The 12,887-nt window shown below is 53.2% G+C and carries 11 protein-coding genes; all 11 read right to left on the reverse strand.

Going from position 1 to position 12,887, the window contains the following annotated elements; genetic code table 11:
* Window positions 1-22: 22 nt before the first annotated feature.
* The 11 genes from U719_RS13770 to U719_RS13820 are packed head-to-tail and all read right to left on the reverse strand — an operon-like array spanning window position 23 to window position 12,883.
* Window positions 23-793, reverse strand: a complete 771-nt coding sequence (locus U719_RS13770) for a hypothetical protein (protein WP_023469390.1) — start codon at window positions 791-793, stop codon at window positions 23-25.
* Window positions 790-1,941: an aminotransferase class I/II-fold pyridoxal phosphate-dependent enzyme gene (locus U719_RS13775; protein WP_023469391.1), complete on the reverse strand. Its 1,152-nt coding sequence runs from the start codon at window positions 1,939-1,941 to the stop codon at window positions 790-792. Before U719_RS13775 ends, U719_RS13770 begins: the two co-directional genes overlap by 4 nt.
* Window positions 1,938-3,011, reverse strand: a complete 1,074-nt coding sequence (locus tag U719_RS13780) for a GNAT family N-acetyltransferase (protein WP_023469392.1) — start codon at window positions 3,009-3,011, stop codon at window positions 1,938-1,940. Before U719_RS13780 ends, U719_RS13775 begins: the two co-directional genes overlap by 4 nt.
* Window positions 2,992-3,612, reverse strand: coding sequence for a sugar transferase (locus U719_RS13785; protein WP_023469393.1), 621 nt, complete (start codon window positions 3,610-3,612; stop codon window positions 2,992-2,994). The genes U719_RS13780 and U719_RS13785 overlap by 20 nt, the downstream gene beginning before the upstream one ends.
* A 15-nt stretch (window positions 3,613-3,627) precedes the next feature.
* The gene (locus U719_RS13790) at window positions 3,628-4,737 is read right to left on the reverse strand and encodes a glycosyltransferase family 4 protein (protein ID WP_023469394.1); all 1,110 of its coding nucleotides are present in this window, start codon (window positions 4,735-4,737) and stop codon (window positions 3,628-3,630) included.
* Window positions 4,725-6,068: a nucleotide sugar dehydrogenase gene (locus U719_RS13795; RefSeq protein WP_023469395.1), complete on the reverse strand. Its 1,344-nt coding sequence runs from the start codon at window positions 6,066-6,068 to the stop codon at window positions 4,725-4,727. Before U719_RS13795 ends, U719_RS13790 begins: the two co-directional genes overlap by 13 nt.
* Window positions 6,069-6,080: 12 nt before the next feature.
* Complete coding sequence (locus tag U719_RS13800) at window positions 6,081-7,430, reverse strand: phenylacetate--CoA ligase family protein (RefSeq protein WP_023469396.1); 1,350 nt, start codon at window positions 7,428-7,430, stop codon at window positions 6,081-6,083.
* Window positions 7,420-8,454, reverse strand: coding sequence for an NAD-dependent epimerase (locus U719_RS13805; RefSeq protein ID WP_023469397.1), 1,035 nt, complete (start codon window positions 8,452-8,454; stop codon window positions 7,420-7,422). Before U719_RS13805 ends, U719_RS13800 begins: the two co-directional genes overlap by 11 nt.
* Complete coding sequence (locus U719_RS13810; protein WP_023469398.1) at window positions 8,444-9,730, reverse strand: glycosyltransferase family 39 protein; 1,287 nt, start codon at window positions 9,728-9,730, stop codon at window positions 8,444-8,446. The genes U719_RS13805 and U719_RS13810 overlap by 11 nt, the downstream gene beginning before the upstream one ends.
* Before the next feature lie 12 nt (window positions 9,731-9,742).
* A complete protein-coding gene (locus U719_RS13815) occupies window positions 9,743-11,002 on the reverse strand; it encodes an oligosaccharide flippase family protein (RefSeq protein ID WP_023469399.1) in 1,260 nt (419 codons plus the stop codon).
* 15 nt (window positions 11,003-11,017) lie between these two features.
* Window positions 11,018-12,883 (reverse strand): nucleoside-diphosphate sugar epimerase/dehydratase, encoded by a 1,866-nt coding sequence (locus U719_RS13820; protein ID WP_023469400.1) that lies wholly within the window; start codon window positions 12,881-12,883, stop codon window positions 11,018-11,020.
* Window positions 12,884-12,887: the final 4 nt, after the last annotated feature.

Genomic DNA, 12,887 nt, shown 5'->3' on the forward strand with positions numbered 1-12,887 from the left:
TCCCCTTTTCTTCGATCTGAATTCAGGACGGTCTCTGCGCTTCAAGTACGAGCAACGCATTGCGCCAGCTACCGAACAAAGCGGTGATGACGCCGATGCTTGGCGCATCACGTCCGATGCTGAACCGTTGGTAACTTGCGATCGTCAGATGTTCCGTTTCTTTTGCAGCTGCGGCGAGCACGTCGAGTACCTCCTCTTCCCGCCAGCGTTTTCGCGGAAATTCAATGCCGATGATTTCAAGGGCGTTTGACCAAGAGCCGTACCGGCGAGCAATCGTTGCGACGGTCGGACGATTTTGACCAGCCGCCCACTTCGTGTAGGTCTGGCTCGTCAAGACCGGCAAGGCACCTTGCGCTTCAAGTAATGACTCGATGATCCGTTGTTCCATTTCCTGGATGCGTTCCTTTAAGATATCCGCTTCTGACAATGCCTGCTGCCACGAGTTGAATTGATGGACGATATCCGTCAGGCTAGGTGCTTGCTTTTGTTGCGCCCATTCGCGGTACGTCGCGCTCGTGAAAGGATCGAGTTCCTCCCGTGCCTGACGCAAGGCGTCAATGATTTCCGATTTCGTGAACGTCAAGCGGGCTTGTCCGATGCCAGCTCGTTCCAAGGCGATCTGCCACGACCCAAACAGCATCAGGATTTCCGCGACGCTTGGATGAGTGGTGTTCAATTGCCAGCGGAAATAGGTATTGGCCGTCAATTCATTCTTCCCGTTCGCAGCGAGACGGAGTGCGTGGATCGCTTCCTCCATATCGCGCATGACGATGTCCCCTTCCCATATATTCATGACTGGACGTTCCGGCGTACGTTCGTCTGTAAGGTATGACGAACGTTTCGGATGACGACGGCTTGTTCGGTGAACGTCATTTGTGAAGCAGACGGGAGGCAGATTCCGTCTTCAAACAGACGACGGCTGACATCCATCCCTTCTGCTGTGATGAATGGTACGTCGCGATAGACGGGCTGCAAGTGCATCGGTTTCCAGACCGGACGGGACTCGGCATTCGCTTGTTGTAGCGTCTGGATCATCGCATCGCGTTGCACTTGACCACCTGGTAAGAGAAAAGCACTGAGCCAACGGTTGGCGAATGTTCCGGTCTGCTCGACTTGCGACGTGACGCCGCCCGGTGCAAAGGCACGTTCATAACGATCAAAGATCTTCCGCCGCGCATCGACGCGTTGATCGATGACTTCGAGTTGACCGCGTCCGATCCCAGCAGCGACGTTGCTCATCCGGTAGTTGTAGCCGACTTCCGTATGCTCGTAATGGAGGACCGGTTGTCTCGCCTGTGTCCCGAGATAGAAGGCACGTTCGATCAAGGCTGGATCATTTGCGACGAGCATTCCACCACCTGACGTCGTGATGATCTTGTTGCCGTTGAAGGAGTAGATCCCGAACGTCCCGAATGTCCCCGTCATCCGCCCGTTGACGCGTGTTCCAAGTGACTCTGCCGCGTCTTCGATCAACGGAACATCGTACTCTTCACAGAGCGCAGCGATCTCCTCGATTTGTGCCGCGACTCCGTATAGATGAACGACGATGACGGCTTTCGGAAGTTTTCCTCGCGTTGCCGCCTGGATCAACGCGCGTCGGAGTGCGACGGGTGACATGTTCCATGTCTCCTCTTCCGAATCGATCAGGACGGGACGAGCACCGACGTAACGAATCGGATTCGTCGAAGCGATGAACGTCAAGGACTGACAGAAGACGTCATCCCCCGTCGTGACACCAAGCGTCGCGAGTGCCAAGTGAATGGCTGCCGTACCACTGCTCGTCGCAAGCATTGCGCGAGCTCCCGTGTAGGCTTGCATCTCTCGTTCGAAGGCGTCGACGTTCGGTCCAAGCGGTGCGACCCAGTTCGTCTCGAGTGCTTCCGTGACGTAACGTGCTTCTTGACCACTTAAGTGCGGGATGGAGAGCGGGATGTGTTTCATGATGTTTCCTCCCTTCGAGGTGACAGCTGACGGAGCGGCGTCCGGTAGATCGGGAACCACTGTCCTGTCTCGATTTCCGGATGTTGTTGTTTGATTTGTCGCGCGAGCCGGTCATAAATCGTCGGATCAAGAATCGATGTCCCGAGTCCAAAAAATGTTCGATTCGCTTCACCAAAGGATCGTTTGTAGGCGAGTAAGCTATCTGCATCGGATCGTGTCGTTCCGCCACCGAGATGTAACGCTTGAAGACCAGCTTGTTTTGCCCAGCGAATCATCTCCGCGAATAATAGATGATTCGGGCGAAGCGACAAGTAGGCAGGATCTGAAGCACCGAGATGATAATGTGCGAACTGGCGACCCGTCAGGACGATGCACCCAGCGATGATCCGCCCCTCTTGTTCAGCAAGCAACAGGATATTTTTGATCCGTCCTTCAGCGAAGTGATCGAAGTAGGTCTGATCAAAATAATACCGCGCATCCGCTTGATGTTTGTCCATCGTCATCTGATAGAGACGGGCGAAGTCCGAGTACTCTTCCGGACGTCCGAGGCGAATCGTGACGCCTTCGCGGCGTGCTTTCCGGATGTTACGTCGCGTCATTTGCGAGAATCCACCTTCAATCGTCTCGAACGGATCCGTCAGCTCAAGTGTCACCGTCGGCTGCAAGATATCCGTTTGATGGCACCAGTGTTGACCGAGTTCCTGATTGTGTAGCAAAGGGTGGAAACGAACCGTCTCGGTGACGATTCCGGTTTCACGACAGTACTGTTCGAATCGCGCGCGGGCTTCGCGAATCTGATCAAGTGACCAGATACCCATGAAATAAGGACCACCATAGCCGTACGGCGTCGTGATGTCCTCAAAGCGTGTGCCTGGAATCGGTCGCCGCAAGTACGGATAGATCAACGTCCCAAACTCCGTCGGATAATAAAATAATTCAGGAATCTCATCGGGCCCCTTCGCAAGTTCGAAGTAAGCATGTTCGTAATAACAATCGAGTTGATAGGTCGCGACGAGTGCGTCCCATTCGCGTGGATCCCGAATCAACCGTTCATCGCTTAGCGACATCATGGGGAACACCTCCGTCGAGACCCTTGAACTCACCCATGCCGGTCTGGTGAGCCGTCGAGTTCCCTTCTGACGAGATGACCATTTTGAACGTCTTGAATAGGATGTAGAGATCCAGTCGGAATGTATGATTGGCTGCATACCATTGATCTTGCTCGAGGCGTTGCTGCCACGTCGTTGCGTTGCGACCGTGAATCTGTGCCCAGCCTGTCAGACCAGGTAAGACATCGTGTCGTGCCATCTGCTCCTTCGTATAATGGTTCAGATAGCTGACGAGTAACGGACGCGGTCCGACGAAACTCATCTGTCCGCGGAGAATGTTTAAGAACTGCGGGATCTCATCAAGGCTCAAGCGACGAATCCACTCGAGCGATGCTGGAATCCGGTCCGCATCCGGAAGGAGTTTTCCTTCGTCATCCGTTTCATTCGTCATCGTGCGAAATTTATAGATTTTAAACAGCTCGCCCTTGTAGCCAGGGCGGACTTGATTGAAGAAGATCGGTCGTCCGAGCTTCGTATAGATGACTAAGGCGACGACGGCGTAGACAGGAATCAGGATGAGGATGGCGATTAGACTAACCGTGAAGTCAAATGTGCGTTTCATGATGACGTCCTCCTTTTACATAGCTGAAAAGAGATCAAGTTGTCGTTTGATGACGTCGGCTTCGTTGAAATGTTTCATGGCACGGTCAAATCCATTCCGTCCCATCTCATTGGCACGGTCCGGTTGTTCGACGAGGGTATTCATCCGGTTGGTGAGCTTCGCGATGTCGTGGACTTCAACGAGATACCCCGTTTTCCCCTCGACGACCTCTTCGCGGCAGCCGCGGATGTTTGTTGCAATGACGGGCTTTGCGCTCGCCATCGCTTCGATGATCGAACGTGGGACGCCTTCGCGATGCGATGGTAAGACGAAGGCATCGACTTGTTGAAACAAGCTCGGTACGTCTTCGACGAACCCAAGGTAATCGACATTCGGAATCTCGCGAATCCGTCGTAGGAATAAGTGTTTCGTCGTCTGATCCCGCTCGCTTGCCATCATCTCACCAGCGATGACGAGACGGGCTTCTGGGTGGCGATAGACGACGTCCTCGAACGCATCGAGCAGTTCGAGAATCCCCTTTTCTTCGACGATCCGACCGATGAAGAGGAACGTAAACGGCGCTCCGGCTTCACGTGGTCGTGGGTAGAAGCGGGTCAAGTCAATCCCATTTCCAAGGTGCATCAGGCGGGTATTCGCCTTAAAGCGTTTGCGCTGAGCGAGTTGATAATCTTCTTCGCTTTGGAGGAGAAGGTAATCGGTCGCGAAACGAGCTAGCCACTTTTCAACGGAATACGTCAGCTGGTACGTCACCCGCCCCATCTTCTCGTGGAAGTAAAAGCCGTGTGCCGTGTAGACGATATGCTTCGTTCCGGCCCGTTTTGCGGCGACGCGTCCGAGGGCGGCAGCGACTGGTGTGTGGACATGGACGGCGTCGTAGCCGTCCTCCTTCAAGATTCGTGTGATTTCTTGGATCGTCCGCCAGTTACTCGTCCAGTCGATCCGGCGCTCGATCGGGATGTCGTGCATCCGGAATCCCTTTGCAGCCAGTTTCACCGAGGCACCGGTGTCGGCACAAGCAATGCCGACGTCGTGCCCGGCGTTTTGTAAAGCGAGTAAGAGCGGCTGTAACATCGTCTCTGCCGTCGTATCAAGGGCACAGACCTGAAGAATTTTTAAAGGCGCCATACGTGGACCCCCTCTGGCTGTTCTGACCGTGGCAACATGCCTTTGATGTCGACGACGATTCCGCGTCCGACCTTCAGTAAGTGTTGCGCTAGATTCCAACCGCCTTCGACGTATTCTTCGTGTGAGACGGCGAAGATGACGACGTCGGCTGGTTTGAGTTCGCTCATCTCGAGCAAGTCGATGCCGTACTCGCGTTTCGCCTCACTCTTTTCGACGAGTCGATCCGTCACTTGGACGTCAATGCCGAACTCTTCGATTTCGCGGACGAGGTTCGCGACTTTCGAGTTCCGGATATCGCTGACGTTCTCCTTGAATGATAAGCCGAGGATCGTGACACGAGCACCGAGGACCGGCATGTTCTGTTTAATCAGGTTCTTGACGAGCGCTGTTGCGATGAAGCGTCCCATCGTATCGTTGATCCGGCGTCCGGCGAGGATGACTTCCGGGTGATAGCCGAGCGACTCGGCTTTCATCGTTAGATAGAATGGATCGACGCCGATACAGTGACCACCGACGAGACCCGGGCGGAACGGAAGGAAGTTCCATTTCGTACCGGCTGCTTCGAGGACTTCGAGCGTATCAATGTCCATCCGGTCGAAAATGATTGCCAGTTCGTTCATCAAGGCGATGTTGAGGTCGCGCTGTGTGTTTTCGATGATTTTTGCGGCTTCTGCAACCTTGATCGACGAAGCCCGGTGGACACCGGCTTCGACGACCGCTTCGTAAACTTCCGCGACGATATCGAGTGTCTGTTCATCCTGAGCCGAGACGATTTTTTTGATCGTCTTGAACGTGTGCTCGTGGTCACCCGGATTGATCCGCTCCGGTGAGTAGCCGACGAAGAAGTCGACACCAGCGCGTAAGCCGGATGCTTCTTCAAGGACCGGGATACAATCTTCTTCCGTCGCTCCTGGGTAGACCGTCGACTCATAGACAACGATATCGCCTTTATTGAGCTGGCGACCAACGAGGTGTGAGGCCCGTAAGAGTGGCGTTAAATCCGGTTGATTCTGCGCATTGATTGGTGTCGGAACAGCGATGATGATGAAGTCACTCGCTTGCAGTGCTGATGGATCCGAGACGTAGTCGACGGTTGCGTTCTTCAACGTGAACGGACTCAGTTCGAGTGTCGCGTCGATCCCTTCTTGCAGTTCTTGAACGCGTTGTTCCTTGATGTCAAAGCCGACAACGGCTGTTTTTTCGCCGAAGGCGACAGCGACGGGAAGACCGACGTATCCGAGTCCAACGACGGCAATCGAACGATTGGCAATGGGAAGTGAACCAGTTTGGGCTGCTGTCGTATCTACGATGTGTTTGACTGCCTTGTTCATGGTGGGTTCCTCCTATTTCATCGACTGTTTGACGATCAACGTTTTTCCGTTCGGTTCCTGTTTGACTTGTTCGACCGGCTCAAGGACGATTTTCATCTCGGATCCGAGCAACTTGCGCATCTCGTTTAAGAGGATCTGCTCGTGTTTTGGACGGAAACGCTTCGCATCTGGAATATACCGAAGTGTCACGTGATTGAGCGCGTGCTGCTCGACTTGGAGTCGCAAGACGGAGTTCGGAAGTTCTCGGGCAATCGTCGTGATATCCCCTTCGAACACCTTGCCCCGCTTTTCGCTGACGATATAACTCGTTCCCCGTCCATCGATCGAAGCGATGACTGGTCCGTTTAGTCCACAGCTACAGGTCTCGTCACTGAGCGTCATCCGGTCACCGATCCGGTAACGAATCAGTGGTGTGCCCCGTGTCGTAAAGCACGTGACGACGACTTCGCCGTCCTCTCCATATGGTTCGATGATGCCCGTCTCATGATGGAGATGAAGTTTTCGATGACTGCATTCTGAGATGATTGGTGCGCCTTCTGAAGAACCATATTGATCGAAGACCGGTGCGTTGAAGGCTTCCTCGAGAACCGAGCGCATCTCCTCCGTCACCGTTTCCGATGTCGGGAAGATGGCGATCAGCGGGATATCCAGCTTTATATGATGCTTCAGCATATAGCGGGCGATTTCGACCATCGCTGTCGGTGTGCCGTCAAGTGCTTGCGGCTGGAATCGATTCAGCTCCTCGATGTAGGCCGGGAAATTCTCCTCCTTCATGTGAAAGATCGAGACGAGCAACTGATTAAGTGGTCGGTTCATTCGCCAGAAGATTGGTTTCTTTTGATCGACAGCTGTCAGCGTCCGTCCGGTGAAACTCGCTCGGCGCATTCCGGCGTGGAAACCATGACGTTCTTTGAAGTAATCGAGATGTGCCATCCGTTCCTGGACATCCTCGCGCATGAACGCCACTTGAAGTGACTTCCCGCTCGTCCCCCCCGTCCGCCCTCGAACCGGCGCATCGACGCGGGACATGAAGGCGTCATTGTTTTGACGAAGTGTTTCTTTTTCAAGGATTGGAATTGTCTTCAGTTGCTCGAGTGACGTGAACGGTAATTGGATATCATGTTCGTGAAAGAGTTGCGCGTAGTATGGCGTATGCGTTGCAACAAAAATGAGAAAGGCATTCAAGCGATCGAGTTGTTCCGCTTTATAATCTTGCGTCCGATCTTTTTTCCGGAGTTCCTTCATCTTCTGTTCATAGAGGGGACCGTATCGTTCTTGCATTAACTTCCGACCGTATAAGGAGGTCAGCCAATTTTGGATGAAGATTGGGGACCGATAGTAGAATTCCTCTTTAAGCGCCATCTTGAATTTCCTCCTTCAGCAAGTAGTGACTCTCGTACCAGTCGATGAATGCATTGACGCCCGCTTCGACCGTCGTCTGTGGACGGTAGCCGATCGTCTCGAACAGTGATGAGACGTCAGCAAAGCTTTCTGGAACATCGCCTGGTTGAAGCGGCATCCCGTTTTGGATTGCCGTCTTGCCAAGGCGCCGCTCAATCAAAGCAACGAATTCATTGAGACGAATCGGGCTGTGACTGCCGATGTTATAGACACGATACGGAACGTTGCTGCGGTCCGGTAAGGGATTTGAGGCATCGAACGATTCATCGACTTCCGGTTCAGTCTGGAACAGGCGGTAGATGCTTTCGATGATGTCGTCGACGTAAGTGAAGTCCCGCCCCATCTCACCGTAGTTGTAGAGGTCGATTGGTTTGCCTTTCGCGATTGCTTCCGTGAACTTGAACAGTGCCATATCCGGGCGTCCCCAAGGACCATAGACGCTGAAGAAGCGAAGGCCTGTCGTCTTGATGCCGTAGAGACTGCTGTAGGTGTGTGCCATCAGTTCATTCGCTTTCTTTGAAGCGGCGTAAAGACTTAGCGGATGATCGACGGCATCCGTCGTCGCAAACGGCATCTTCGTATTCGATCCGTAGACGGAACTTGAGGAAGCGTAAATCAGTTGTTCGACTGGGTAATGCCGACACGCTTCTAGAATCGAGAGAAAGCCGACGATGTTTGACGTCATGTAGACGTCCGGTCGATCGATGCTGTACCGTACCCCTGCTTGTGCTGCTAGATGGAGAACGAGATCGATCGATTCCTGTTCGAAGATCCGCGCGACGGCTGCCGTCTCTTCGAGTGAGACCCGGTAAAACGTGTAGTTCGTTCCGAGTTCAGCGAGCCGTGCTTCTTTTAACGTCGGGTCGTAATAGTCGTTCACTTCATCGAGTCCGATAACCCGGTAACCCTCCCGGATGAAACGACGTGCGGCGTGAAATCCAATGAAGCCTGCGATACCTGTAATTAAGATCGTTTTATTCGGCACGGTGTTCGACCTCCTCGAAGTAGTGGCGCGCTTGCCAGCGCATGTAGTGAACGGATGTGTAGACGATGAGTAACATCGGGAACAACTTATACCGGTGTCGGATGGCCGTTCCGACATTGCCGGTTCCAAGACCGAAGATGACGGCGTTAAGAGCGAAGAGAAGGAAAAAGAAGAAGAGGACGCTGCCGAACGGATGCTGACGGATCAGTTTAAAGGACCGGACGATCGCAAAACAGGCGATGAAGTAGAAGATGGCGTCAAGGAAGAAGATCAGAATGTTCATGACGCTCGACCATTGCCACGGGAACGGTGAGAACAAGAAGTAAATCGTCCGAATCGGCGAGTAGAGAATCATGTCAGCTGGACCTGTCACCATCAATCCGTTCAGATAAGCAGAGCCGCCACGGTCGTAACTCATCCCGCTGAATAACTGTCCGTTTTCTGAGACGTGAGTGAACTTCGCGAACAAGACGTCCTGGAAGCTGTAGACGATGAAGCCGACGATCAGTACTTGAAAGATCAGTCGCTGTACCTTCGTCGGTTCAAAGTCCATTCGTCGTGTCTCATGGCTATAAAATGAGAAATAGACGAGTAAGACGATGATCCCGACAGCAAGACCGGAGTGGAACATCGTACTGACGAAGTAGCCGAGATACGCGAGCGTCATATACCACCCGGACTTCTCTTCCGTCCAGCGCACCATGTAGTAGAGTGTGTAGACGATGCCAAGGGCGACGATCTGGTCACGCAAGAGAATCGGTGAGAGCAACAATCCTTGTGGGAAGAACGCGAAGATCAGTGTTGCTGCGAACACGTAGCGTTCCGGTAAGCGTAACCGTTGCAGCGTCTTCGCTAGGATGACGACAGCGACGACACCAAGGATGACGTTCAAGAACTGAGCGAGAATCCGTTCCGGACCGAACATCAGGTAGAAGATTCCGAGAAACTTGGAATAGGTGCCACGAACGACATCATTGAAGGTCGACGGATCGGTGAAGATTTGGACACCTTCGAGATGAAAGGCTTCCGTGTCGTCACCACTGTGTGGCGGTAAGCGGAACAGCTCGAGATCGATGAACATCAGGACCAATCGGACGAAGAAAGCGGTGATGAAAACGAGAAAGAGTGGCGTCGTCTCTGCCTGACGGAGCAGATAATACAGAAACAACACCGAGTTGATGAGCAGCAAGGCGGTCACGTAGGTGTCCGGGAAGAGCGACCGGGCGAATTGACAAACGAGCGCTTCGAAAACGATGAGTAGTAGGATTGGTCGCATCTTCTTCCCTCCTTAACTGCTTTGTTCGACGACGAGCGTGACGTCCCGTGGATATAAGGACCGATACAGTGCTGGTAACAGCAGGACGATCTGGGTGACGGCGCAGAGGGTGTAAGCGATCGTCGCACCGTAGAGACCATACAGCGGAATCAACAGGCTACAGGCGATGAGATTGACGACGACACTGCCGAAGATCGAGATCGTCTGGATCCGGAACTGCTGGAAGCCGGTCAAGAGTGCCTGAATGACGGTCGAGTTGTAGAAAAAGAGTGAGGCGACCATCATCAAGACGAAAATCAGATGATATTGAACGAACGACGCGTTATAGAAAATCGTCAAGCCCCACTTACCAAAGAAGATTGCTCCGATGATCAACAGGATCCCGACGACGTTCGTCATCAGTAACATCGAACGAGTCAGCTTGCGCAGTTCCGGTAAACTTTGGCGTTCACCCGTCTCAGACGAGAAGTTCGGTAGCAAGACGGCAATCAAGGAGTGGATGAACAGACTACCAAGTACGAGTAAATAGGCGATGCTGGCGTAATAACCGAGCTCTTCCGTTCCGATTGCGTGACCGACGAACAATCGTGGGATGTTTGCGTTCAAGGCGATCAGAAGAGCAACGAATCCAAGTGGCATCGCTTTAAGGAACAGCTCCTTACCTGATCGGTACCGTAAGTCGAGTGCTTGATTGTCAAAGCCGCGACCGACGCGGCGAATCGTCGGTAAGTCGTATGCGAGTAGCATGATCAAGTTTCCGGCGATCAAGGCGAGTACGAATCCATGAATCGAATGGGTCGTAAAGAGAACGAGTGCTGCGCCCGAGACGTTCAAGAGACTCCGGAAGATTTTCGAGACGGCGACTTCCTTGAAGGCAGTGTGTCCTTGCAAGAAACCATAAGCGAGATCAGCGAATGACTCCATGTATTTATTGAGGTAGACGAGCAGTGTCAGGAGTAAGATATCCGCTTCACCGAAGAAATAATAGACCCCAAGGAGGACGAACACACCTGCCGAGAGGAGTGAAAAACGAGTCTTGATGAAGAGCCAGAAGTTCGTCAGTCCAGCCCGTTCTGCCGTCAGGATCGTACTGGCGTTCAGCCAACAGAACATGACGATCGGTGCGGTGATGGCAAGGGCGTAGTTGAAATAACCGATGTTGAGCGGTGTACTCCATTTGATCAGGAGCGTCAAAATCATCCATTGATGGAGCGAATACGCCGTATCGGCAATGAAGATGAGATTGAAGCGGGACAGCCGGGCCGTTTTCATCGTTTCCCCTCCTCTCTATTTGCGAGCAATCCGCATCGTCGGTGCGACCGGGTCGGCATCGGTTTCGTTCGTGACGTCTAACAAATACTGGCGGAGTACCTCGTCCTGACCGAGCGCTTGGGCGATCTCACGCAAGTACGGGTCGACGGATCCAAAAGGTCGTGTCTTACCGACAAGAATTTTATCGAAGACGAGTTCGTCATGCACTTCATCACGAGCGAGCAGTTCCTCGTAGAGTTTCTCGCCTTTTCGAATGCCGCTGTAGACGATTGGAATCTGCTCTTCCGTGAATCCACTCAAGTGAATCAAGTTCTTCGCCAGTGTCGTGATGTGGACCGGTTCACCCATATCGAGGACGAACACTTCGCCACCCTTTGCGAGGACACTCGCTTGAATGACGAGACGACTCGCTTCCGGGATCGTCATGAAGTAGCGCGTCATCCGGGGATCGGTGATCGTGATCGGTCCGCCTTTCGCGATTTGTTCTTTGAAGAGTGGAATAACGGAACCGCGGCTCCCGAGGACGTTGCCGAACCGGACGACGGCGAACGTCGTCTCGCTGTTACGCGCCATCTGCTGGATGACCATCTCGGCGATTCGTTTCGTCGCCCCCATCACACTCGTCGGATTGACGGCCTTATCGGTCGAAATCATGACGAAGCGTTTGACACCAGCCGCTTCCGCCGCTCGAGCGACGTTGCGTGTTCCATAGATGTTGTTCTTGACGGCTTCGCTTGGGTTATCCTCCATTAGCGGCACGTGCTTGTGGGCTGCCGCGTGATAGACGAGATCCGGCTCGAACCGTCGCATGACTTCAAGCATCCGATCACTGTCTTGCACATCGGCGATGACGGATTCGAACTGGATGTCCCGACTGAGACACTCGAGTTCCCGGCGGATCAGATAGATGCTATTTTCGCCGTGTCCGAGAAGGATGAGCCGTTCAGGACGGAAGCGAATCAGTTGCCTGCAAATTTCGGAACCGATCGAACCACCAGCACCGGTGACGAGGACGGTCGCGCTATGAACGCTTCGTTCGATTTCCGTAATATCGAGTTCGACCGGTTCGCGACCGAGTAAGTCAGCGATCGAGACTTCACGAATTTGTTTGATCGAGACCTTTCCGGACGCCAGTTCGACGAGCATCGGTAACGTATGCGCTTCGACTTGGGTTTGTTTAATCCGGTTCAGCAATTCAACCCGCTGCGGATACGGTAACGATGGGATCGCGAGAACGACTGCTTCAATCTTTTGTTCCTCGATGATGCATTCGAGTTGGTCGATTGCTCCGATGACGGGAACACCGTGAATCCGCATCCCGCGTAGTTCAAGCGAATCATCCAGTAATCCAACGACGTTTAAGATATGCGATTTCTTTTGTTTCAGTTCTTTTGTGATCATCTGACCGGAGGCACCGGCACCGATGATCAGCGTTCGTTTGCCGAGCGTCTTATTGTCAGGAACGAGTCTTAAGCTACGTCCGCGAATCAACAACCGGACGAATAAGATACCGTTTAAAACGAGTCCGGTCTGCAGGAAGATCGCTCGTTCGACCGCGAAGTCGAACAATGCGTACTCAAGTCCTAGTAAGACGAAGCTGCTGGCGAGGACGACGACGAGGAGAACGGCGAGATCACGAAGGCTTGCGTAACGCCAGATGATTTGATAGAAGCGCATCCAGTGTGCGACGAACGTGAGGGCGACCCACTGGATGAGAGCGATTTCGAGTGCATCCTGCAACTCGAAGTTGACGGTGAGATGGAGCGGATTAAAGAAGTAGAACGTAACGACAGTCGCGAGTGCGATGATTCCGGCGTCGATCAGGCGAAGGAGTCCGATCTTCAACTGCCGACGGTACGGGGTGAGCGGGGAATGCTGCATGACG

Source organism: Exiguobacterium sp. MH3 (genome assembly GCF_000496635.1).
In the GTDB taxonomy this organism is placed as follows: Bacteria; Bacillota; Bacilli; order Exiguobacteriales; family Exiguobacteriaceae; genus Exiguobacterium_A; species Exiguobacterium_A indicum.

Excerpts from the sequence above, each read along its gene's own strand:
- U719_RS13820 (WP_023469400.1), bottom strand. The coding sequence starts at position 12,883 with ATGCAGCATTCCCCGCTCACCCCGTACCGTCGGCAGTTGAAGATCGGA.
- U719_RS13775 (WP_023469391.1), bottom strand. The coding sequence starts at position 1,941 with ATGAAACACATCCCGCTCTCCATCCCGCACTTAAGTGGTCAAGAAGCA.
- U719_RS13780 (WP_023469392.1), bottom strand. The coding sequence starts at position 3,011 with ATGATGTCGCTAAGCGATGAACGGTTGATTCGGGATCCACGCGAATGG.
- U719_RS13795 (WP_023469395.1), bottom strand. The coding sequence starts at position 6,068 with ATGAACAAGGCAGTCAAACACATCGTAGATACGACAGCAGCCCAAACT.
- U719_RS13785 (WP_023469393.1), bottom strand. The coding sequence starts at position 3,612 with ATGAAACGCACATTTGACTTCACGGTTAGTCTAATCGCCATCCTCATC.
- U719_RS13790 (WP_023469394.1), bottom strand. The coding sequence starts at position 4,737 with ATGGCGCCTTTAAAAATTCTTCAGGTCTGTGCCCTTGATACGACGGCA.
- U719_RS13800 (WP_023469396.1), bottom strand. The coding sequence starts at position 7,430 with ATGGCGCTTAAAGAGGAATTCTACTATCGGTCCCCAATCTTCATCCAA.
- U719_RS13810 (WP_023469398.1), bottom strand. The coding sequence starts at position 9,730 with ATGCGACCAATCCTACTACTCATCGTTTTCGAAGCGCTCGTTTGTCAA.
- U719_RS13770 (WP_023469390.1), bottom strand. The coding sequence starts at position 793 with ATGAATATATGGGAAGGGGACATCGTCATGCGCGATATGGAGGAAGCG.
- U719_RS13815 (WP_023469399.1), bottom strand. The coding sequence starts at position 11,002 with ATGAAAACGGCCCGGCTGTCCCGCTTCAATCTCATCTTCATTGCCGAT.